Consider the following 22,023-nt stretch of genomic DNA (forward strand, 5'->3'; position numbering starts at 1 on the left):
GCAGCTCACAGGTTGTACTGTTTGCGTTTGCGGTACAGGGTCGACGCGTCGATGCCGAGGGTACGTGCCGCCTGGTCCAGGGTGTCGCTGGTGGCCAGAACGGCGCCGATATGGGCTTTCTCCAGCTCGTCCAGGCTCAATGCCGCACCGATACGCGGGGCGTTGTTGGTCGGTTGCTCGGCCATGCCGAGGTGGACGATCTCGACCTTTTCCTGCGGGCAGATGATGCTCGCGCGTTCCACCACGTTACGCAGTTCACGGATGTTGCCGGGCCAGCGATAGTTGAGCAGGGCTTCACGCGCTTGATCACTGAAGCCGCGCGCCGGGCGGGCGTATTCCTTGACGAAGCGCGCCAGGAAGCGGTCGGCCAGCGTCAGGATGTCTTCACTGCGCTCACGCAGCGGTGGCAGATGCAGGGTGATGACGTTGAGGCGGTACAGCAAGTCTTCACGGAAGCGCCCGTCGCGCACCATGTCTTCCAGGTTCAGGTTGGTGGCGGCGAGGATGCGCACGTCGGCGCGACGGGTCACCGGGTCGCCCACGCGCTCGTATTCCTTGTCCTGAATGAAACGGAGCAACTTGGGTTGCAACGTGAGGGGAAAATCGCCGATCTCATCAAGAAACAGCGTGCCGCCGTCAGCCTGGTTGACTCGGCCCAGGGTGCTCTCACTGGCGCCGGTGAAGGCGCCACGGCTATGGCCGAACAGCTCGCTTTCCATCAACTCGGCAGTCAACGACGGGCAGTTGATGGTCACGCAGGATTTCTTTGCGCGCTTGCTCCAGCCGTGAATGGCGCGAGCCAGTTCGCCTTTACCGGTGCCGGACTCGCCGAGGATGAGGATGTTGGCGTCGGTCCCGGCCACCTGGCGTGCGGTTTCGAGCACTACCATCATCGATGGGCTATGGGAGTCGAGGCCGTCCTTGGGCTGGCGCACCGCGCCTTCCAATGCCTCCAGGCGCGCAGAGAGCTGGCGCACTTCCAACTGCTTAGCCGTAGCGAGGCGCAGTTGATCGGGGCTGCAAGGCTTGACCAGGTAATCAGCGGCACCGGCCTGGATCGCGTCCACGGCGGTATCGACAGCGGAATGAGCGGTGACAATCACCACGCGCATCCACGGCGCCTGGATGCGCATTTGGGCCAGCACGTCCAAGCCGTTGTCTTCGCCCAGGCGCAGGTCCAGGAAGCACAGGTCGAACACCTGACGTTGCATCAGGGCATCTGCCTGGGCGGCGCTGTTGGCGGTGGCGACGGTGTAGCCTTCATCTTCCAGGCAATAACGGAAGGTGCGGAGGATCGCGGACTCGTCATCCACTAAAAGAATGCGGCCTTGAAGTTCCTTGGCTGATTCCATCTGTCCCGCGCTCCTTAACTATGAATGATGGTGTTTAGTCCCGGAATAATCGGGCAAGTTGCATGGTTTATTCTGATTGATAAAACGCATTGCCGTGCAGGTATCTGCATCTCTTCCTATCACAGCCCCGCCTGGTGGCGTTTTCATACCGTCTTGCCACTTCGGCAACCTCACCGTCGATTTCGATCCTTTGATCCGACCGCTGGCCATCGTGCATTTCGCACGGCCCTTCGGAGGGTATCGTGCAGGATGCTGCATCCGAGCCAAACGCTTATTGCATAACCTACTGATTTTATTGGTTTTTATTTTGATAAAAAGCTGGCATGCGCTCTGCAATACCTCTCCCAACGAATAATCAGAATGCGGGAGAACATCAGCATGACTCGCCAAACCCTCAGCCAAATGCGTGTATCGCCGCTGCGCTTGCAGCAAGGCATGTTTGCCAGCTTGGCCGTGATGGTCACGCTGATTGCCGGCCAGCAGATGCAGCATTGGCAGCAGAGTCAGCAACAAGCCCCGCAGTTCGAACGTCCGGTAATGACCCAGACCCATTTCAGTTCCATTGGCAGCCGTACCGTCGGTAGCGCTGCTGATGTAACCGCACCCCAATTGAGAGTGGCTGACCAGGATTCGACCCTGGGCGAGCTGCCAGCCCAAGAGCGTTGGGTGTTCTAGGCAACAAATGCGGTCGTTTGTGTTGAACGTCCGTACGGCATCACCGCTGTTACCTCTATCGAAGCGTAAGGAGAATCACCATGTTGAGTTGGGCAATCACATTTCTGATCATCGCCATTGTGGCTGCAGTTCTGGGCTTCGGTGGTATTGCGGGCACCGCCACGGGGATCGCCAAGATCCTGTTCGTAGTCTTCCTGGTGATGTTCATCGCTTCGTTCTTCTTTGGTCGTCGCGGCCGAGGCTGAATATGACCACTCTGTGCTTTAAAGCCATTGCTGCCGCCCTGCTCTTGGGCGGCAGCGGCCTGGCGATGGCCGCCAATGACGGCCAATCCCGAGCCAACCAATTGCTGACCGCGGACCCGCAGTACCGCGAGACTTGGCAAGACGTGGTGAAAAAAGAAGAGCGCCTGCCGGAATGGGTGATGAACCTGTCGGGCACGGCGGAGCAGATGAATGCCGTGGAAGAGGATGGTGACAAGTACTTGGTCGGGCCGCTGTGCGAAACCGCAGAGACCTGCAAGAGCAAGCGCTTGATCGTCGCCTTCAGCCTCGACAAGGAAGATGCCTACGCCATGTTGGTTGAAGTCCCCGCCGGTCTGCCGGCAGACAAATCTCCAACGCGGCACGCCGACTACCGCTTTATCGGTAAGCCGGATGAAGGCATGCAGAAGTTGCTGATGGAGCAGTTGAAGAAAGATCCGAATTGGTACTAGGTGCCGTCTGACGCGTTTGTCGTCAACGGGGCCAGCGTCCATAGAAAGAAGCAAGCACGCTTCTTTCTGTTTGTACCGCTCCCCAGGGGCGGTGCATGACCAAGGGGCCGGGTTGCTCTGATCAAATGAGATCGGCGTGACCTACGGGTACAGGGAGTGCCTGCGCAAGGGCCGGGTCAGGCGAAAAGCTGCGGCGCAGGTTCACAAGCTCAAAGCTTGCTGAACTTGCGGCGGGCTTATAGCGTTCATCCCTGCCTTTTATGCCACCCATAGCCGCTAATTTTCTTTTTGCTTGTTTCCAACCATTACTTGGTATGTCGAGACGACCATCTATCGAGAAAGTTTTGTGGGGTCTATAGGACAATTCTGACGTAATCCCACCGGATTCCCAGGCATTCCTGCCAATGCACCAAACACGTGCAGAATCTCTGCGCGAGCCTGAATTGGCCGGTTCACGGCATATTCACCTGACAAAATGTCGCATTTGAACTGACCGTTCGGACAGTTATTATGAAAAAAAGTCATGCCGATTCGGCATAGGGTAGGCGTTTACGGCATTAGACGTCGCTCCCTTGCATCGGAATAGTTGCGCCTTTTTTCGCCTGCCAGTAAGCCATTTCGGCCACGCTGCGGTGACCTTTCATGGAGGCAGATGCACACACTTTTTCGCTTTCGAGCGGTCCAGCTGGCGCATTTGCCTTAAGTTCACTTGAAGTAAGGGTAATGACATGAAGAAGGCAAAGCTAAGCCTCGCCTGGCAGATCCTCATCGGTTTGGTGCTGGGGATTGCAATCGGTGCAGTGCTCAACCATTTCAGTGCTGAAAAGGCCTGGTGGATCAGCAACGTATTGCAGCCAGCGGGCGATATCTTTATCCGCCTGATCAAGATGATCGTGATCCCGATTGTGATTTCCTCGCTGATCGTCGGCATTGCCGGTGTCGGTGACGCGAAAAAGCTCGGTCGCATCGGCGTCAAAACCATCCTTTACTTCGAAGTCGTCACCACCATCGCCATCGTGGTCGGCCTGTTGCTCGCCAACCTGTTTCACCCGGGCGCGGGCATCGACATGAGCACCCTGGGTACGGTGGATATCTCCAAGTACCAGGCGACCGCCGCCGAAGTGCAGCATGAGCATGCGTTCATCGAAACCATCCTCAACCTGATTCCGTCGAACATCTTCGCCGCTGTTGCCCGTGGCGAGATGCTGCCGATCATCTTCTTCTCGGTGCTGTTCGGGCTGGGCTTGTCGAGTCTCAAGCCTGAGCTGCGCGAGCCACTGGTGACCATGTTCCAGGGCGTGTCCGAGAGCATGTTCAAAGTCACCCACATGATCATGAAGTACGCGCCAATCGGCGTATTCGCGCTGATCGCGGTGACGGTGGCCAACTTCGGCTTCGCCTCCCTGCTGCCGCTGGCCAAGCTGGTGATCCTGGTTTACGTCGCCATCCTGTTCTTCGCCTTCGCCGTACTGGGCCTGATTGCCCGCCTGTTTGGCTTCTCGATCCTCAAGTTGATCCGCATCTTTAAGGATGAGCTGGTGCTGGCCTACTCCACCGCCAGTTCCGAAACCGTGCTGCCGCGTGTGATCGAGAAGATGGAAAGCTACGGCGCGCCGAAGGCAATCTGCAGTTTTGTGGTGCCGACCGGTTACTCGTTCAACCTCGACGGTTCGACCCTGTACCAGAGCATCGCGGCAATCTTTATCGCCCAGCTGTACGGCATCGACCTGTCGATCGGCCAGCAACTGATGCTGGTGTTGACCCTGATGGTCACCTCCAAAGGCATCGCCGGCGTACCGGGCGTGTCATTCGTGGTACTGCTGGCCACCTTGGGCAGCGTCGGTATTCCGCTGGAAGGCCTGGCGTTCATCGCCGGTGTGGACCGCATCATGGACATGGCGCGTACTGCCCTCAACGTGATCGGTAACGCGCTGGCGGTATTGGTCATCTCCCGTTGGGAAGGCATGTACGACGACGCCAAGGGCGAGCGCTACTGGAATTCGCTGCCGCACTGGCGCACCAAGCAAGCCCTGCCGACGGCCCAAGCCACTCGCGGCTGATCGCTCCACGGCTCTAAGACAAACCCCGGTAAATCCGGGGTTTGTCGTTTCTGCCAGCCCCGCTATCATTCGCCCCATCTTTCGGGGGATTTAACTGATGCTCAATGGCCTGTGGCTTGGCTTTTTCGTCGTGGCGATGGTGTCAGCACTGGCGCAATGGCTGGTGGGCGGTAACGCCGGGATTTTTGCGGCGATGGTGGAAAGCATTTTCGCCATGGCCAAACTGTCGGTGGAAGTGATGGTGCTGCTGTTCGGCACCCTGACGCTGTGGCTGGGCTTCTTGCGCATTGCCGAGAAGGCCGGGATCGTCGACTGGCTGGCCAAGGCCCTTGGCCCGCTGTTTCGCCGCCTGATGCCGGAAGTGCCCGCCGGCCACCCGGCCATCGGCCTGATCACGCTCAACTTCGCCGCCAACGGCCTGGGCCTGGACAACGCCGCGACGCCTATCGGCCTGAAGGCCATGAAGGCGTTGCAGGAACTCAACCCCATCCCCAACACGGCGAGTAATGCGCAGATCCTCTTCCTGGTGCTTAACGCCTCGTCGCTGACGCTGCTGCCGGTGACCATCTTTATGTACCGCGCCCAGCAAGGCGCTGCCGACCCGACACTGGTATTCCTGCCGATCCTGTTGGCCACCAGCGCTTCCACCTTGGTGGGCCTGCTTTCGGTGGCGGTGATGCAGCGCCTGCGGCTGTGGGACCCGGTGGTGCTGGCTTACCTGATTCCGGGTGCGCTGGTGCTGGGTGGCTTTATGGCGTTACTGGCAACCCTGTCCGCCACCGCGCTGGCCGGTTTGTCGTCGATCCTCGGCAACCTCACGTTGTTTGGCCTGATCATGCTGTTCCTGATGATAGGTGCGCTGCGCAAGGTAAAGGTGTACGAAGCGTTTGTCGAAGGCGCCAAAGAAGGCTTCGACGTGGCCAGGAACCTGCTGCCTTACTTGGTCGCGATGCTCTGTGCCGTTGGCGTGCTGCGTGCTTCGGGGGCCCTGGAGTTCGGCCTGGAAGGCATTCGCCATGTGGTGGCGTGGACCGGTATGGACACGCGCTTCGTCGATGCGTTGCCGACCGCGATGGTCAAGCCGTTCTCCGGCAGCGCCGCACGGGCGATGCTGATCGAGACGATGCAAACCCAGGGCGTGGACAGTTTCCCGGCACTGGTGGCGGCGACTATCCAGGGCAGTACGGAAACCACCTTTTATGTGTTGGCGGTGTACTTCGGTTCGGTGGGCATCCAGCGGGCGCGGCATGCGGTGGGCTGTGCACTACTGGCGGAGTTCGCCGGTGTAGTGGCGGCGATTGCGGTGTGCTACTGGTTCTTTGGTTAAGGTTTAGATTGCTATCGGGGGCAAGCCCCCTCCCACATGTTGATCTGTGAATACATTCAAAATGTGGGAGGGGGCTTGCCCCCGATGAGGCCCTCAGCGTTTCGCAACACCCTGCTGCACCACCCAGTCCACCACCTGCTTATTCAACTGATCTCCCGCCAACCCAAACCCTGCCACCACCGCCGGTACTTTGGTGTCGGTCACCGCCTGGTGCACTTCAAAGCGCCGGCTGGCAATGATCCGCTGATCACTCCCCCGCACCAGGCGTGCGTCGAGGCGGATCACCACCTCCACCGCGCTGCCCCGGTACTCGCTCTGAAACGCCTGCAACTGCCCGCCCAGCTCGTAGTCGGCCTGCAGATTGGTGTCGTCGGTGCTCAACAGCGTCACCCGGCCATCGCGCTGGAAGCCGTCCAGCAGGCGATTACGCAACAGCACCGGCGCGGGGTCGCTCCAGCGCGAGTTGGCATAGCTGCTGATCAGGTCGCCATTGGGCACCACGGCGATGCGCGGGCTGTCGAGGAACTCGCTGGTTTGTGGTTTGCTCAGCCGTAGCGACCAGTTCACCGGCGTGCCTTGGGTCGTCGCCTGGGCCGAGGCCAGGCGGTACACGTCCGACGGGTCGGCCTTGGGCAGGATCGAGCAGGCGCTCACCAGTGCCAGCGCCACAGGCGCGATCATTTGATAAGCACGCTTCATGGCGTGAACTCCTTGTTCTTGTCACTGCCCAGCAGGTAACCGCTGGGATTGGCTTCGAGGCGGCGGGAGATGGCGCGCAGCGAACCGAGGGTTTCGCGCAGTTCGCGCACGGCCGGCGCCAGTTCGTTGAGGCCCTGCATGCCGCTGTTCACCGAGTCCTTGTTGTTGGTCAGCAAGGTATTGATGGTGGCGGTGCTTTGCTCCAGGGATTTCATCGCCTGTTCGGCACTGCCGAAGGCTTGCTTGCCTTGATCATTGAGCAAGCCATTGGCATTGCGCATCAGCACGGTGGTCTGTTCCAGCGCGGCGCTGGCCTGTTTGCTCACCTGCATCAGTTGTTGCATCACCACCTTGATGTCGCCGCGCTGGTCGGCAATGGCGCCGGTGGTTTGCTGCAGGTTGTCCAGGGTTTTGCTCAAACGGTCGACGTTCTCCGAGGAGAACATGTTGTTGGCGTTGTGCAGCAGCAGGTTGATACCGGTCATCAAGTCATTGCTGTTATTCAGCAACCGAGCGATGGGCGATGGCGAGGCGATAATCTGCGGCAGGTTGCCGTCCTTGCCCTTGAGCACCGCACTTTGGGGTGTGCCGCCGCTGAGCTGGATGATCGACGTACCGGTGATGCCGGTCAGCGCAAGTTTGGCCTGGGTGTCTTCCTTGATCGGCGTCTGCCCGGCCAAGCGGATACGCGCAAGTACGCGGCGCGGGTCGTTGGGGTCCAGGCTCAGGCTGATCACGTCGCCCACCTTGATCCCGCTGTATTGCACCGAGCTGCCCTGGGACAGGCCGCTGACCGCTTCGTTGAAGATCACTTCGTAATCCTGGAAGGCGCTGTCGACGCTGGATTTGGCCAGCCACAGGCCAAACAGCATCGCGCCGACCACCACGATCACGCTGAACAGACCGATCATCACATGATGGGCTCGGGTTTCCATGTCATACCTCGTTGAGCGGTTGAGCGGCATCCAATGCCGCGCGGCCCCGGGGGCCGTGGAAGTATTCGTGAATCCAGGCGTCGTCCGTTTCCGAGACGATATCGATGGCGTCCGCCACCAGCACTTTCTTCTGCGCCAGCACCGCTACGCGGTCGGTGATGGTGTACAGCGTGTCCAGGTCATGGGTGACCAGGAACACGCTCAGGCCAAGCGCATCACGCAAGGTCAGGATCAGTTGGTCGAATTGCGCTGCGCCAATCGGGTCGAGGCCGGCGGTGGGTTCGTCGAGGAACAGGATGTCCGGGTCCAGCGCCAGGGCGCGGGCCAGCGCGGCGCGTTTGATCATGCCGCCGGACAGCGACGCGGGGTATTTGTCGGCCGCCGACAGCGGCAGCCCGGCCAGCGCCAGCTTGACCGCCGCCAGGTGCTCGGCGTCGCGGCGGCTGAGGCCGGCGTGCTCGATCAGCGGCAGCGCGACGTTCTCGGTCACGGTCAGCGAAGAAAACAGCGCGCCCTTCTGGAACAGCACGCCGAAGCGCCGCTCTACCAGCGAACGCTCATGCTCCGACAGGCTCGGCAGGTTCTTGCCGAACACTCGCACTTGGCCTTCGCTGGGCCGGCGCAGGCCGACGATGCTGCGCAACAGCACCGACTTGCCGCTGCCGGAGCCGCCAACCACGGCGAGGATTTCGCCCTTGTACAAGTCCAGGTCGAGATTCTCGTGCACGCTCTGGCTGCCGAACCGATTGCACAGGCCCCGCACCTCAATCACCGCCTCAGCGGGTGCACGGTGTAAGCGACTCACCAGCCCATCTCCATGAAAAACAGCGCGGCGACCGCATCCAGCACGATCACCACAAAGATCGATTGCACCACGCTGGAGGTGGTGTGGGCGCCGACCGATTCGGCACTGCCGCTGACCTTGAACCCTTCAAGGCAGCCAATGGCCGCGATCAGGAAGGCGAAGATCGGCGCTTTCGCCATGCCCACCAGGAAATGCTGCACGCCAATGTCCGACTGCAGCAGCGAGAGGAACATCGCCGGCGAAATATCCAGCGCCACGGCACACACCACGCCGCCACCGACGATCCCCGAGAGCATCGCCAAAAAGGTCAGCATTGGCAGCGCCACCAGCAGCGCGAGTACGCGGGGCAATACCAGCAGCTCCATCGGGTCCAGGCCGAGAGTACGGATCGCGTCGATTTCTTCGTTGGCCTTCATCGAGCCGATCTGCGCGGTGAAGGCACTGGCGGTGCGGCCGGCGATCAGGATCGCGGTGAGCAACACGCCGAATTCGCGCAGGAAGGAGAACGCCACCAGGTCCACGGTAAAAATCGTCGCGCCGAAGCTTTTGAGTACCGTGGCGCCAAGAAACGCCACCACGGCACCGACCAGAAAGGTCAGCAACGCCACGATGGGTGCGGCATCGAGGCCGACCTGTTCGAGATGGGCAACCATCGGCGTCAGGCGCCAGCGCTTGGGGCGCAAAATGCCGCGGGCAAAGGTTTCGAGGATCAGGCCAACGAAGCCCAACAGTTGCTTGCTGTCCTGCCAGACGGTATCCACCGCCCGGCCGATGCGGGCCAGCACTTGGATACCGGCAGCCTCTTCCGGCGCTTTTTCCGGTACGCAAAAGTCATTGAGGGAGCGGTAGACGGTCTTGAGCAAGGCACGGTCGGCAGCGGACAGGCTGCAATCGGTCTGCTCGGCGGATTGCTCGATACGGGTTGGGCCCAGTAGCTCCACCAGCAGCGAGGCGCCGGCAGTATCCAGGGCGCCGAGCCCATTGAGGTCGATGCGGGCACCGGCGTCATATTGGCCGTCGAGTTTGTCCGACAGCTTCTTCAGGTTAGCGTAGTGGGACAGCGTCCAGTCCCCCGAAATCCGCAGTAACGGAGGGGTGGTGGAGGTGTCGAGGTGGGCGGCGCCGGCCGTGGGACTACTGGTCATAAGCTCCAAGCTTGTATTGGCTATCCACAATTCCTACGTAATAGCACGATACCGCCTACTTCGGGTTGTCCGTTTGTGCTGCGTCAGTCACTTTGAAACGCAGCACGCCGATCACCTGCCCATCTTCGGTCAGTACCCGAACCTGCCAGCGTCCTACCGCATCGGGCGGGAAGTTCTGCTTGTGGGTCCAGGCGCGATAGCCTTCCTTGCGCCCGCCGTGGATGTCCAGGGCGATGCGGTCGACCTCTTTGCCGTTGAATTTCCACACATGGTAGATCCGCTCATTCAGCCCGCGTGGCGCGTTGATCGCGGTGTAGGCGTAGAGCCCGCTGCTGCGCAGTTGGGCGGCAGTGACTTCCTTGAGGTCATCGCCTGGCGTGCGGTCTTGCAACTGGGTGCTGATGGCCACTTCAGTCATCCACAGCGTGGCCGGTGGTACCCAACTGCGTAGGAACCAACCTGCGCAACCAATCGCGGCGGTCACCCCCAGCAGCATCGCCCAACCCTTGAGGCTGCGCAGCGGCATGCTCACCGCCAGGCTTGGAATCGACAACGCCATGGCCACGCCGAGGGCAAGTTTGTAACTCTCGGCGGTGGTCAGGTGCAGGATGATTGGCAGCGCGGTGAGCAGTGCGGCAAACAGCGTCAGGGTGTGCAGCGCCAGGAACAGCGAGCGCTTGGGCGCCAGCCATTTGTAGTACAGCGGGTCGATGATCGACACCAGTGCCGCCGCGCCGAGCAGGCCGGTAAACACCGATTGGCCGCTGTTCCACGCCGTAGTGACGAAAAAGAACGGCAGCACGAAGAACAGACTTTCCTGATGGATCATCTGGGTGGCGTAGCGCAGCAGCGGTTCGGGAATTTCCCGCTTGAACACCTTGGTAAACAGCTGGGTGAAGCTGTTCTCCAACATCAGCCACAGCCAGCTCACCAGCATGATGACCGCGATCCAACTGGCCATGCCCTGCTGGCGGTCCACCAAGATGAAGCTGCACACACCCGAGATGAAGCCGCCGAGTGCAATCACCCCTGGGTAGCGCTTCATCAGTTCGAGGATGCGGGTGATTAAACGGGTCACGTTTTGCATTCGGCGGTTCGCAGTCTTTGTAGGAAAAAATCCCAGACAGAATAACGTCTTAGCCTGGTGTCCGGTGTCCGATTACGTGATCCGTTTGCGATAAACCCGCACGCCGATCAACACAATGGCGATCAGGCCGAGCACGCCGGCGCCAATCCAGTTGAGCATGTCGTAGCTCAGCAGCGGTTTTTCGATACGCCAGTAGCCTGGCTGCTTGAGCACTTGGCGCAGGGCCGCGTTGGCCTGATCCAGGTTGACGGCCTTGATGCGTTTGGCTGGATCGCTGAAACGACCCTTGTCATAGTCCGCCGCGGCGGCCCAATAGTAGTCGGCCAAGGCGCTGTTGCCCTGCACGGCCCAGGCTTGCCGGGCGATGGCGGCTTGTTGCAGGCGGGCGAAGGTGGCCGGATCCAGACCGTCCTTGAGCAATTGCGCGGTGAGGTCGTGCAGCACCTGTTCGGCTTCGAGGAGGTTTTCCCGCTCAAGGTCGGCATTCAGGCTGAGGAAACCGACGCCGCCGAGCACTTCGCGTTCGCTCCAGGGGCCGTAGGACAAACCGTGCTTGAGGCGCAGTTGGCGGTACAGCGCCCAGTCGAGGTAATCCTTGAGCAGGTCGTAGGTTTCATCGTGCTGGTCGTCCAGCATCGGTTCGGGGAACAGCCAGTGCAGCTTGGCGCCGTTACCCACCCAGCCGTGGATCAGGTCGCGGTGGCCGAGGGCGGTGTGCTGGATGTCCGGCAGGGGCCTGTGCTCGGTGGGGTCCACCGGGTCGAGTTCGCCGTAGGTGCGTTCCAGGTAGGCCGGCAGCAGTTTGTCGAGTTCGCCGACGACGATCAGTGTCATGTTGTTGGGGGCGTACCAGTTTTTGCGCAGTGTCTGCAACTGGTCGCGGGTCAGGTGCTCGACTTCGGCGCGCTCGGCGCATTTGAGGCCCAGCTCCACGGCCAGTTGATTGCTGGCCGTGTGGCCGAGGTCTTGACGATCCAGCAGGCGTTGCAGGTGCGAGTAATGGCCACCGTCTTCGCGTTCGACGACTTTTTTGGCCGCATCGATATTGGCGTCGGTCAGTTCAGTGCGGGTGATGATCGCCAGCAACAGGTCGAGCACCTTGCGCTGGTTGTGCGCGGGGGCCTCGATCACGAAGGTGGTGTCGGCATTGCTGGTGTAGGCATTCCACTCACCGCCCAGGGCCTGCATGCGCTCTTCGAGATCGCCTTCGCCGCCGCCGTCGATGCCACTGAACAGCATGTGTTCGAGCAAGTGCGGCAGTTCCTTTTCCTCACAGGCGAAGTCGTCCAGGCCTACACCGACTACCAGCCGGATCGCCACGTGCCCGCGTTCGGTACCCGGTTTGAGCAGCAATTGCAGGCCGTTGGGCAAGGTGTAGCCCTCGACTTGCAGGCGGTCAAAGGCAAAGGCGTGGGCAGAACCCATGAGCAGGCAGGCGAATAACAGGCGACGCATAACTGGCTTCCTGGCGAGTGAGGTCAGCTTTAACTGACTTCACGGGCCATCGTACGTTCAGGGCGAATGCGTGATGTCGGCAATATCTTCGGCCGAGAGCGCGCCGGTGTCGGACGTTTCCAACACTACATACGCACTGCTGCAAAACAACGAGTTGAGGCGTTTCATGTCGGCAATCAGCTCCAGATGCAGGGAACTGGTTTCCAGGCTCTGTACGATTTTGCGCTGCAGGCGACTCACGTGGGCATGGGCCAGGCGACGTTCCTGGGCGCGAAAGCGGCGCTTTTCCCGCAGCAATTGGCGGGCGCTTTCCGGGTCGGCGCTGAGGAACACCGACAGGCCCAGGCGCAGGTTGGCAATCAACTGACCGTGGAGCCCGGTGAGTTCTTCCAGGCCGACTTCAGAAAACTGGCGCCGCTGGGAGGTTTTCTGCTGCTGGACTTTGCGCAGCATGCGTTCGATCAGGTCACCGGCGAGCTTCAGGTTGATCGACAGCTCGATGATCTCGGCCCAACGGCGGCTGTCCTGCTCGCTGAGGTCTTCACGGGGCATTTGCGCCAGATAGAGTTTGATCGCGCTGTAGAGCGCTTCGACGTCATCACTGAGGCTGCGCATCTCCTGGGTAATGGCAGTTTGCTTGCCGCGCAGTACTTCCTGCATGGAGGTGAGCATGTTGTCGATCAGGTCGCCCAGGCGCAGGGTTTCGCGGGCGGCATTGGCCAAGGCCAGGCTGGGTGTGGTGAGGGCCGTGAGGTCCAGATGACGGGGCTTGGCCTTGCCGTTGGACTCTTCTCGTTCGGGAAGCAACCACGCGCACAGGCGTGCCATTGGGCCGATGGTCGGTAGCAGGATCAGGCAGCGGCTGACGTTGTAGAGCAGGTGGAAGGTGATGACCATGCCTTGGGTGCTGTAGTCCAAACCGTCCATCCAGCGCACGAGGGGGTCGAGCACCGGAATGATCAGCAGCAGGCCGATCAGTTTGTACAACAGACTGCCCAGGGCCACCTGGCGCCCGGCGGCGTTTTGCATGCTGGTGCTGAGGAAGGCCAGCACGCCACTGCCGATGTTGGCGCCGATCACCAGGCCGATGGCCACGTGCAGGCCGATCACACCGGCACCGGCCAGGGTGGCCGTCAGTAGGACGGCAGCCAAGCTGGAGTAGGAAATCATCGCGAACAAGGCGCCGACCAGGGCGTCGAGCAGGATGTCGCCAGTCAGCGAGGCGAAGATCACTTTGACGCCCTGAGCATGGGTGATCGGCCCGGCGGCTTCGACGATCAGTTGCAGCGCAAGGATGATCAACCCGAGGCCGATGCCGACCCGCCCCAACTGCCCTGCCCGCGTCTGTTTGCGTGACAGGAAGAAAATAACGCCAAGGAAGATCAGCAGCGGCGACAGCCAGGACAAGTCAAAGGTCAGTACCCGCGCCATCAGCGCGGTACCGACGTCGGCGCCGAGCATGGTCGCCAGGGCGGGCATCAGGCCCATCAGGCCCTGGCCGACAAATGAGGTCACCAGCATGGCCGTGGCGTTGCTGCTCTGCACCATGGCTGTCACCAAGATGCCGGCGACAAACGCAAGCCAGCGCTTGGACATGTTATGCCCAATGACCTGACGCAAATTGGAACCGTAGACCCGCAGGATGCCGGTACGGACGATGTGCGTGCCCCAGATAAGCAGGGTCACGGCGGAAAGCAGATTGAGCAAGGTCAGCATGCTCGGCCCCCCGTGTAAGTGTGCTCCAACAGGAGCGAAGGAAAATTGCCGCGTGCCGCTCTACGTCTTGTACTTAAGCTGTAGTTGGCGAATGGGCTCTGCGCCAGCATCGCATAGCTAAAGTGGGGATTGAAACAAAACTGTCATGAAATCAGCTTTGTGCGGATGAAAAAAAACGGGACGCAAGCGCCCCGTTTTTTCGACTGGCTCGGGTTATTGACCCGGGATGTCCTTGCGCAGTTTCACGGGATCCTGCTGTTTCTTCTTTTTCGCGATGGCGGTGCGCATCTTGATGTTCACCGCTTCTACTGCCAGCGAGAACGCCATGGCGAAGTAGACGTAGCCTTTTGGCACGTGCACATCGAAGGATTCGGCGATCAGCACGGTACCCACCACCAGCAGGAACGACAGCGCCAGCATTTTCAGCGACGGGTGCTTGTCGATGAATTCGCTGATGGTGCCAGCAGCCAGCATCATCACCAGGACGGCAACCACGATGGCGGCAACCATGACCGGTACATGGGAGACCATGCCGACAGCGGTGATCACCGAGTCCAGGGAGAACACGATGTCGATGATCGCGATCTGGATGATGGTGTAGATGAACTTGCCACCGGCGCCTTTCGGCTCGTCGTGGGATTCGTCTTCACCTTCCAGGGCGTGGTACATCTCTTGGGAGCTTTTCCACAGCAGGAACAGACCACCGAAGAACAGGATCAGGTCGCGTCCGGAAATGCCTTGGCCAAACACCACGAACAGGTCGGCGGTGAGTTGCATGACCCAGGTGATCGACAGCAGCAGCAGGATACGCGTGACCATGGCCAGCGCCAGGCCGAAGATCCGGGTGCGGGCCTGCATATGCTTGGGCATGCGGCTGACCAGGATCGAAATCATGATGATGTTATCGATGCCGAGGACGATCTCCAGGGCCGTCAGGGTGAAGAAGGCAATCCAGATTTCCGGATTGGTCAGCCATTCCATGTGTATTCCTTTGAGCGTGTGTTAGACCGCACCGGCGTAGGGCCGGCGCAGTTGGGTTGTACGATTATAGAGTGCTGAACAGCGGAAAAATCCCCATCAGCAATGCGGCGAACATTATGCACAGGCACACCAGCACTGCCCACTTCAGGGTGAAGCGCTGGTGATCGCCAAATTCGATACCGGCCAGGGCCACCAGCAAGTAGGTCGACGGTACCAACGGGCTGAGCAAGTGCACCGGTTGGCCAACGATGGAGGCGCGGGCCATCTCCACGGCGGTGATGCCGTAGTGGCTGGCGGCTTCGGCCAGCACCGGCAGCACGCCATAGTAGAACGCATCGTTGGACATGAAGAAGGTAAACGGCATGCTCACCAGCGCCGTGATCACCGCCAGGTACGGGCCCATGGCGTCAGGGATGACCGCCAGCAGGCTCTTGGACATGGCATCGACCATGCCGGTACCCGACAGGATGCCGGTGAAGATACCCGCAGCGAAGATCAACCCCACCACCGCCAGAACGCTGCCGGCATGGGCAGCGACGCGGTCTTTCTGCTGTTGCAGGCAGGGGTAGTTGACGATCATCGCGATACTGAACGCCACCATGAACAGCACCGGCAACGGCAGCAGGCCGGCGATCAGTGTGCACATCAGGGCCAGGGTCAGGGCGCCGTTGAACCAGATCAGCTTCGGACGGCGCGCGTCTGGGAATTGCGACACGCTGATTTCGCTGTGGTCGATCTCGTCGCCTTGCAGGTGCAGTTCTCCGAGGCGCGCACGCTCGCGCTTGCCGTACATGTAGGCGATCACCAGGATCGCGACGACGCCGGCGGCCATGGCCGGGATCATCGGTACGAAAATATCCGAAGGGTCCACGTGCAGCGCACTGGCGGCGCGGGCGGTCGGGCCACCCCAAGGGGTCATGTTCATCACGCCACCGGCGAGAATGATCAAGCCGGCCATGATCCGCGGGCTCATGCCAATGCGCTGGTACAGCGGCAGCATGGCGGCCACGCAGATCATGTAGGTGGTGGCGCCGTCACCGTCCAGGGACACGACCAAGGCCAGTACGGCGGTGCCGACTGAAACCTTCAGCGGGTCGCCTTTGACCATCTTGAGGATCTTGCGCACGGCCGGGTCGAACAGGCCGGAGTCGATCATCAGTGCGAAGTAGAGAATGGCGAACATCAGCATCACGCCGGTCGGCGCAAGCTTGGTGATGCCGGCAAGCATCATCGGGCCGATCTCTGGTGCAAAGCCACCAAACAGGGCGAACAGGATCGGCACAATGATCAAGGCGATCAGCGCGGACAGGCGCTTGGTCATGATCAGGAACATGAACGTGATGACCATGGCAAAGCCAAGGAAAGTCAGCATAGGAATACTCCAGGCGTAGCGCGGCTAGGGAATGGCGAACCGGGGTGGGTCAGCGCAGAACGAAAGGCACGAGGCGTACGGGGGGAGTTGGGGCGAACAGGCGGGTACGGGCGGACATCGGGAATCACCATTGTTGTTGTAAACAGCCGGTCTTTTGCCGGCAGTGGGGGCGATCCTAGACGCGAAAGCTTTCAGCCAGCTTTCGTTGGACAAACAGTTATGGCGGGCAGACGCGCGGTCTTCAGACGTGCATAGGTCAAATGTGGGAGGGGGTAAGCCCCCTCCCACATTTGAACTGGGTTTATCTCGGCTACGTCAGGGCAGCTCAAGGCCGCCGGCTGCCTTGTGCAGTTTGCGCAGGTGCTCGCCTACCTGCTTGAGGTTGGACTCGCACGCGGCGATCTCGGCGGCGCGGGAAGGGTCCAGCAGCGCCCTCACCTCTTTATCCAGCTCGCCGGTCAGCGACTGCAGTTGTTTCTGGCGTTCGGCGCTTTCCGATTCCAGACGCTTGGCTTCCGACGGTTGTGGCAGGCCGTAACCGCCGCTACCAAGCAATTCGGCTGGCCGACTGAGGAAGCCACTGTTGGCGAGGATCTGTTGCAGTGTGGCGTTGGCTTTTTCCATGCCGCCGTTTTTCAGCTCACGCGCCCCGAGGTAGCGTTGTTTGACCTCATCCTGGGCCAGCATCAATTGCTTGCGAAAGCTGGCTTGCTCCAGCAGCAGCAACGCGGCGCTGGTGCGCAGATCGGCTTGGTCGAACCAGGGGCGGCGTTCGGCGGCACTCAACGATAGCCAGTCTTCAACCTGGGTCTGTTTGATCGGCAGGTGTTTGCGCAGCACGTCGAACATCGCCTGGTAACGCTCGCGGAACGAGTCGAAGTGATAGCCCAGGCGCAGGGCTTCGCGTTTGTCGTCCAGCACGCTGGTATCGGCCAGGCCACGGGCTTGCAGCACTTCCAGCAGGCCGTTGGGGGTGATGTTGTCAAGACCAGTCAATTGCGGGTTGGCGCTGCCGCTGCGTAACAGCTTCAGGCTTTCGACCGCGCAGTTATTGGACAGGAAGAAGTAACTGCCGTCGTAGCTCCAGTGCATTTCTGCGGCGTGTTCGACGGTGTCGTTGATTTCTTGGCGTGACAGCTTCAATGGCACGGAGGCCAGCCCGCGCAGTTCGGTCTTGGTGTATTCGTCGATGACTTGGGCCAGGGGTAATACGAACAGCCGTGACGGGTACTTGCCCACCAACCCATCCCAACTCGACAGTTGTACGTCGCCGACAAATGCGCGGTAGGACAAGACCAGATGCTGGTCCAGATCCAGACGGCAATCCGGGCCACGGGGGCGGCCCGGAGCGCAGATCACCAGGCGCAACATGCTGTGGCCCCAGCGGCTGACCAGATTCTGGTTGGCTTCAGCGAGCAGGTAGTCGATCTCGTAGACCCGCTCCGGGTCCACATGGCCCAGCGGCGTCTTGGCGAAGTCGTTACCGGCATTGAGGAACGGGTAGGCCTTGGCGCAGGCGTCCTGTTCAGGCGGCGCCCAGCCGAAGTGTTGCTGGTAATAGCGGAATAGTGCCGGGCGCCGGCAGGCGTAGCTTGGGTCGAGGAGGAAATACTCCATGTTGACCGCGACGAATTCCAGCGGGCTGGTGGTTTCGTAGATGTCCGGGCTGCGCACGATTTGGCGGTTGTGCTGCTCGCGCTCACCGCGCCGACCGACGTACTGCGGCCAGCCGGCGAGGTCAAGCAGGCGCGGGTCATCGCTGAGGGTGAAACGGCGTTCATTCTGGCCACGGCATTGATCGGGCAGGCCGATCAGGCCGGTGATGCTGTTCTGGCGGCTGCAACGCTGGATCAGTGCGCGCTCGTCCTGGGACCACAGGCGTGCACGGTCATAGATATGGGTCAGTTCATGCAGCACGGTGGCAAGCATTTCCCGGCGCACGGTGCCGTGGGGACGATTGGTTTTCTGGGTGGCGGCGCTGCCATCGGTCAGGCTGGCGAGCAGGTTGCGGTTGAGGTCCAGCTCGGACACCAGCGAGGCCTGACCATAAGCATTGTCAGGCATCTTGTCGGTCCAGCCGACATCAATGCGCCGGTCCAGCTGCTCGATAAAGCGCGGCGGCAGTGAGCGCATCGCCTCATCGAGCAATGCCTGGCTGGCCTGCTGTTCTGCCGGGCTCAAGCCGCCTGTTTTGAGCCGCAGTTGCAGGCTGGCCTGGGCTGCGCTGGCACACAGCAGCACAGTCCCGGCCAGGAGCCAGGCAGCGAGGCGCCTCACAGAGCGAGGATGGCTTCGGCGAGGGTCTGGTCGCTGGCGTCGCGGGCTTCCGGCAGGCGGGTGCGCAGGGTGTCGAAGGCGGCTTCCAACTGTGCGCCACGGATTTCGCCGTGGGTGGCGACGAAGCTGGCGGCGTCATCGTGGGCTTCGCGCACGACTTTGGAGTCACGGATGGAGGTGGTGGTGTCCGAAGTGAAATCAATGGTGCGGCCGGAGGCGCGAACAATGATGTTACTGGTGGCCACCAGGGTTTGTGCCTGTGCAACGTCGGCCAACAACAGCAAGCCTAGGGTGGCGGCGATCAGCGGGCTACGCATGGAATAACTCCGAATACAAAGATGGAAATACAAGATGATTATTGGACGAGAATTGCCTGCGCCAGTTCAAGGTCGCTTGCATGAAGTTTTGGTTGGGTCCGGCGCAGGTAATCCAATGCCGATTCCAGCCGCGCCCCCCGCCATTGGCCGTCAGTGGCGATGAACGCGGCGGCGTCATCCTGGGCGGCCACTACTACTTTGCGGTCGAACGGTGCGGAGGTCACCTTGCTGGTGGCATACGCGCTCGCGACGGTGCTCTGGATGGTCAGGTCAAAGGCCGAAGCCAGTGGCGACCAACCGGCGAAAAACACGACAGGGACAATTAACAGGCGGTATGAAAAAGCCATGGGACTCGACGACTGATAGCGAGCGCCAAGGCTAGCGCAATGCCCGGGCGAGAGCCAGCGCCGAGGCATCCGGGAGCGGTTTGCGCTCCCTTCATTTCTCTCGATCAGATAGCCAGGATGGCTTGGGCCAACTGTGCGTCAGACGCGGTGTTTAGTTGTGGGGCTTGTTGACGGATCTGTGCCAGGGCGCTTTCCAGCTTGACACCACGGATGGCGCCTTCGCTGGCAACAAAGCTGGCGGCGTCGTCACGGGCGGCGCGCACAACCTTGTTATCGCGTAGGGACGAAGTGGCGTCGGAGGTGGCGTCGGACGTGGCCTTCAGTGCGCCGACGATGGAATCGGTGGTCACAATGAAGCTGGTGGCGTTGGCATTTGCAGCCAGGACCAACAGGGCGGCGGCACTAAGCAGGCGAAGACGGGGCATGGGGTGACTCCTGTAGATGAGCAGTAAAGGTGGCTTTAGATTGGATATTAGGCCGGGGCTTGTCAGTTCGGGTAGGTTTTGTGTGGGCTGGCTGACTGTACCTATTGTATGGCTTACTTTTTAAACTGTATCGGTCTCGATGAAATCAGCGTTGAAAATCCACGCCTCGAAAACAACAAAGCCCGCCTCCGGTCTCCCGGGGCGGGCTTTGTCTTAACAAATCAGTGCTGGCAGTGGACCCGTTGGGTCAGGGCCAGCGAGCGCCAATTAGCGCCAGAACGGCTTGCTGAGCTCTTCGTAGCGTTGAGCTTCGCTGATACCGGCGTCAGCCAGCAGACGCGAATCCAGACGAGCCAGTTGGTGGCGGCTGGAGATACGGCGCTGCCACAACATCAGGTTGGCAAGAACGCGCAGAGGCATGGAAGCCTGGGAGTTTACAGCTTTCTCTTCGAAGAACAGTTCGGAACTGAGTGTACGTTCCATGATGACATCCTTCCGCTTATGGCGGGATTAGGTAGTGGTTTAACTGATGCCAATGATCCTCTTCCGGCGCAAGACTCTCTAGATACAGTTCACCTGTATTGTGAGGGGCCAGTTAACTGTTTATGGGTGCTGTACTGTACGGAAATGGGGCAACTGTACCTGTCCGCACTGAAGTGGTGCGAAATAAGCATTTATGAGGGTTGAGGTAGGATTTTTCTGTCGGAAAAGACCGGTACAGCAGTACAGTTTTTGACGGAAGTGGCGGTGATACCGCCGAGCTGATGAAACTGTGTTTGCATCAGCTCGGATCTGTATCAATCAAGCCTTGAGCATATGCCCGGTTTCTTCCAGGTTGATGTGCCAACTCAGTGCTTCGCGCAGGATGTGTGGGGTGTGCCCGCCGATGGCACAGGCTGTGTTGAAGTAACTGTTCAGCGCATCGCGGTACGCGGGGTGTACACAGTTGTCGATGATCACGCGGGCGCGCTCCCGTGGCGCCAGGCCACGCAAGTCAGCGAGGCCGATTTCGGTCACAAGGATGTCGACATCATGCTCGGTATGGTCCACATGGCTGACCATCGGCACCACGCTTGAAATTGCGCCGCCCTTGGCAATTGATTTGGTAACGAAGATCGCCAGATGCGCGTTACGTGCAAAATCGCCTGAGCCGCCGATGCCGTTCATCATGCGGGTGCCGCAGACGTGGGTGGAGTTGACGTTGCCGTAGATGTCGAACTCCAGCGCAGTGTTGATCCCGATAATGCCCAGTCGACGCACCACTTCAGGGTGGTTGGAGATTTCCTGCGGGCGCAGCACCAGCTTGTCCTTGTAGTGCTCCAGGTTGCCGAACACGTCGGCGTTGCGCCGCTCCGACAGCGTGATCGAGCTGCCCGAGGCAAAGCTCAGCTTGCCGGCGTCGATCAGGTCGAAGGTCGAGTCCTGCAGCACTTCGGAATACATGGTCAGGTCTTCGAACGGCGAATCGATCAATCCGCACATCACCGCGTTCGCGATGTTCCCGATACCGGCCTGCAGCGGGCCGAGCTTGTTGGTCATGCGTCCGGCCTCCACTTCCTGCTTGAGGAAGTGGATCAAGTGATTGGCGATCCCTTGGGTGTCGCTGTCGGGAGGCGTAACCGTAGAAGCCGAGTCCGCCTGGTTGGTGATGACAATGGCGACGATCTTTTCCGGCGGGATGGGAATCGCGGTGCTGCCGATGCGGTCATCGACCTTCACCAGTGGGATCGGCGTGCGAGTCGGTCGGTAGGTCGGGATATAGATGTCGTGCAACCCTTCCAGGTTCGGGTTGTGCGCCAGGTTGATCTCGATGATCACCTGCTTGGCGAAAATCGCGAAGCTGGCCGAGTTACCCACGGAGGTGGTGGGCACAATATGCCCAAGCTCTGTGATCGCCACAGCCTCAATCACCGCAATGTCCGGCAGCTTGAGCTGGTTGTTGCGCAGCTGCTCGACGGTTTCCGACAGGTGCTGGTCGATAAACATGACTTCGCCGGCATTGATTGCCTTGCGCAGGGTGCTGTCGACCTGGAACGGCATGCGTCGCGACAGTACACCGGCTTCGGTCAGTTGCTTGTCCAGGTCATTACCCAGGCTGGCACCGGTCATCAGGGTGATTTTCAGCGGCGACGTCTTGGCGCGCTCGGCCAGGGCGTGGGGCACGGCCTTGGCTTCACCGGCTCGGGTGAAGCCGCTCATGCCGACGGTCATGCCGTCCTCGATCAGTGCGGCGGCGTCTGCCGCGCTCATGACCTTGTTCAACAACGAAGGCAAGCGGATACGATCACGGTACATGAATTGTTATCTCAGGCTACGGAAGCAAGGTGGGCAGT

General features: G+C 60.5%; 21 protein-coding genes. 5 read left to right on the top strand and 16 right to left on the bottom strand.

Features of this window, described 5'->3' with window-relative positions:
• Positions 1 to 5 precede the first annotated feature (5 nt).
• Positions 6 to 1,352, bottom strand: a complete 1,347-nt coding sequence (gene algB / locus IQK56_RS11255; protein ID WP_122306522.1) for a sigma-54-dependent response regulator transcription factor AlgB — start codon at positions 1,350 to 1,352, stop codon at positions 6 to 8.
• A gap of 378 nt (positions 1,353 to 1,730) precedes the next feature.
• Here algB and IQK56_RS11260 point away from each other — a divergent pair, with 378 nt between their 5' ends.
• The 5 genes from IQK56_RS11260 to IQK56_RS11280 all read left to right on the top strand — a co-directional run bounded on the left by IQK56_RS11260 (position 1,731) and on the right by IQK56_RS11280 (position 6,129).
• Entirely contained in the window at positions 1,731 to 2,027 is a 297-nt protein-coding gene (locus tag IQK56_RS11260; RefSeq protein ID WP_122306523.1) for a hypothetical protein, read from the top strand.
• An 80-nt stretch (positions 2,028 to 2,107) separates the two neighbouring features.
• Positions 2,108 to 2,272 carry a DUF1328 domain-containing protein gene (locus tag IQK56_RS11265; protein WP_003170804.1) on the top strand — a complete coding sequence of 55 codons (165 nt, stop codon included), beginning with the start codon at positions 2,108 to 2,110 and terminating at the stop codon, positions 2,270 to 2,272.
• Positions 2,273 to 2,274: 2 nt separating this feature from the next.
• Positions 2,275 to 2,742 carry an inhibitor of vertebrate lysozyme family protein gene (locus tag IQK56_RS11270; RefSeq protein ID WP_150674594.1) on the top strand — a complete coding sequence of 156 codons (468 nt, stop codon included), beginning with the start codon at positions 2,275 to 2,277 and terminating at the stop codon, positions 2,740 to 2,742.
• Between the two features lie 728 nt (positions 2,743 to 3,470).
• Entirely contained in the window at positions 3,471 to 4,802 is a 1,332-nt protein-coding gene (gltP, locus tag IQK56_RS11275; RefSeq protein ID WP_193863683.1) for a glutamate/aspartate:proton symporter GltP, read from the top strand.
• Positions 4,803 to 4,899: 97 nt separating this feature from the next.
• A complete protein-coding gene (locus tag IQK56_RS11280; RefSeq protein WP_193863684.1) occupies positions 4,900 to 6,129 on the top strand; it encodes a nucleoside recognition domain-containing protein in 1,230 nt (409 codons plus the stop codon).
• Between the two features lie 93 nt (positions 6,130 to 6,222).
• Here the strand turns inward: IQK56_RS11280 and IQK56_RS11285 are convergent, their stop codons facing one another.
• The 15 genes from IQK56_RS11285 to IQK56_RS11355 all read right to left on the bottom strand — a co-directional run bounded on the left by IQK56_RS11285 (position 6,223) and on the right by IQK56_RS11355 (position 21,985).
• Positions 6,223 to 6,828, bottom strand: coding sequence for an ABC-type transport auxiliary lipoprotein family protein (locus IQK56_RS11285; protein ID WP_193863685.1), 606 nt, complete (start codon positions 6,826 to 6,828; stop codon positions 6,223 to 6,225).
• Positions 6,825 to 7,763, bottom strand: coding sequence for an MlaD family protein (locus tag IQK56_RS11290; protein ID WP_122309519.1), 939 nt, complete (start codon positions 7,761 to 7,763; stop codon positions 6,825 to 6,827). Before IQK56_RS11290 ends, IQK56_RS11285 begins: the two co-directional genes overlap by 4 nt.
• Position 7,764: 1 nt before the next feature.
• Positions 7,765 to 8,568 (bottom strand): ABC transporter ATP-binding protein, encoded by an 804-nt coding sequence (locus IQK56_RS11295; protein WP_099586218.1) that lies wholly within the window; start codon positions 8,566 to 8,568, stop codon positions 7,765 to 7,767.
• A complete protein-coding gene (locus IQK56_RS11300; RefSeq protein WP_150761192.1) occupies positions 8,565 to 9,713 on the bottom strand; it encodes an ABC transporter permease in 1,149 nt (382 codons plus the stop codon). Before IQK56_RS11300 ends, IQK56_RS11295 begins: the two co-directional genes overlap by 4 nt.
• 55 nt (positions 9,714 to 9,768) lie before the next feature.
• Complete coding sequence (locus IQK56_RS11305) at positions 9,769 to 10,800, bottom strand: DUF5924 family protein (protein ID WP_099586220.1); 1,032 nt, start codon at positions 10,798 to 10,800, stop codon at positions 9,769 to 9,771.
• Between the two features lie 72 nt (positions 10,801 to 10,872).
• Positions 10,873 to 12,255 carry a M16 family metallopeptidase gene (locus IQK56_RS11310; RefSeq protein WP_193863686.1) on the bottom strand — a complete coding sequence of 461 codons (1,383 nt, stop codon included), beginning with the start codon at positions 12,253 to 12,255 and terminating at the stop codon, positions 10,873 to 10,875.
• Positions 12,256 to 12,312: 57 nt separating this feature from the next.
• On the bottom strand, positions 12,313 to 13,971 hold the full coding sequence (locus IQK56_RS11315) for a Na/Pi cotransporter family protein (protein ID WP_122309508.1): 1,659 nt from the start codon (positions 13,969 to 13,971) through the stop codon (positions 12,313 to 12,315).
• A gap of 213 nt (positions 13,972 to 14,184) precedes the next feature.
• Positions 14,185 to 14,952 (bottom strand): TerC family protein, encoded by a 768-nt coding sequence (locus IQK56_RS11320; protein ID WP_099586223.1) that lies wholly within the window; start codon positions 14,950 to 14,952, stop codon positions 14,185 to 14,187.
• A gap of 64 nt (positions 14,953 to 15,016) precedes the next feature.
• The gene (locus tag IQK56_RS11325; protein WP_122309502.1) at positions 15,017 to 16,324 is read right to left on the bottom strand and encodes a CitMHS family transporter; all 1,308 of its coding nucleotides are present in this window, start codon (positions 16,322 to 16,324) and stop codon (positions 15,017 to 15,019) included.
• A gap of 315 nt (positions 16,325 to 16,639) precedes the next feature.
• Positions 16,640 to 18,601, bottom strand: coding sequence for a DUF7844 domain-containing protein (locus IQK56_RS11330; protein ID WP_193863687.1), 1,962 nt, complete (start codon positions 18,599 to 18,601; stop codon positions 16,640 to 16,642).
• A complete protein-coding gene (locus IQK56_RS11335; RefSeq protein ID WP_099586226.1) occupies positions 18,598 to 18,918 on the bottom strand; it encodes a DUF2388 domain-containing protein in 321 nt (106 codons plus the stop codon). The genes IQK56_RS11330 and IQK56_RS11335 overlap by 4 nt, the downstream gene beginning before the upstream one ends.
• Before the next feature lie 38 nt (positions 18,919 to 18,956).
• Positions 18,957 to 19,265, bottom strand: a complete 309-nt coding sequence (locus tag IQK56_RS11340) for a DUF2388 domain-containing protein (protein WP_122306704.1) — start codon at positions 19,263 to 19,265, stop codon at positions 18,957 to 18,959.
• 104 nt (positions 19,266 to 19,369) lie between these two features.
• Complete coding sequence (locus IQK56_RS11345) at positions 19,370 to 19,690, bottom strand: DUF2388 domain-containing protein (protein ID WP_150761195.1); 321 nt, start codon at positions 19,688 to 19,690, stop codon at positions 19,370 to 19,372.
• Between the two features lie 267 nt (positions 19,691 to 19,957).
• Positions 19,958 to 20,173, bottom strand: coding sequence for a DUF1127 domain-containing protein (locus IQK56_RS11350; protein ID WP_122306702.1), 216 nt, complete (start codon positions 20,171 to 20,173; stop codon positions 19,958 to 19,960).
• Positions 20,174 to 20,491: 318 nt separating this feature from the next.
• Positions 20,492 to 21,985 carry an acetyl-CoA hydrolase/transferase family protein gene (locus tag IQK56_RS11355; protein WP_150761196.1) on the bottom strand — a complete coding sequence of 498 codons (1,494 nt, stop codon included), beginning with the start codon at positions 21,983 to 21,985 and terminating at the stop codon, positions 20,492 to 20,494.
• Positions 21,986 to 22,023 lie beyond the last annotated feature (38 nt).

Origin of the sequence: Pseudomonas cyclaminis (assembly GCF_015163715.1) — a bacterium.
In the GTDB taxonomy this organism is placed as follows: Bacteria; Pseudomonadota; Gammaproteobacteria; order Pseudomonadales; family Pseudomonadaceae; genus Aquipseudomonas; species Aquipseudomonas cyclaminis.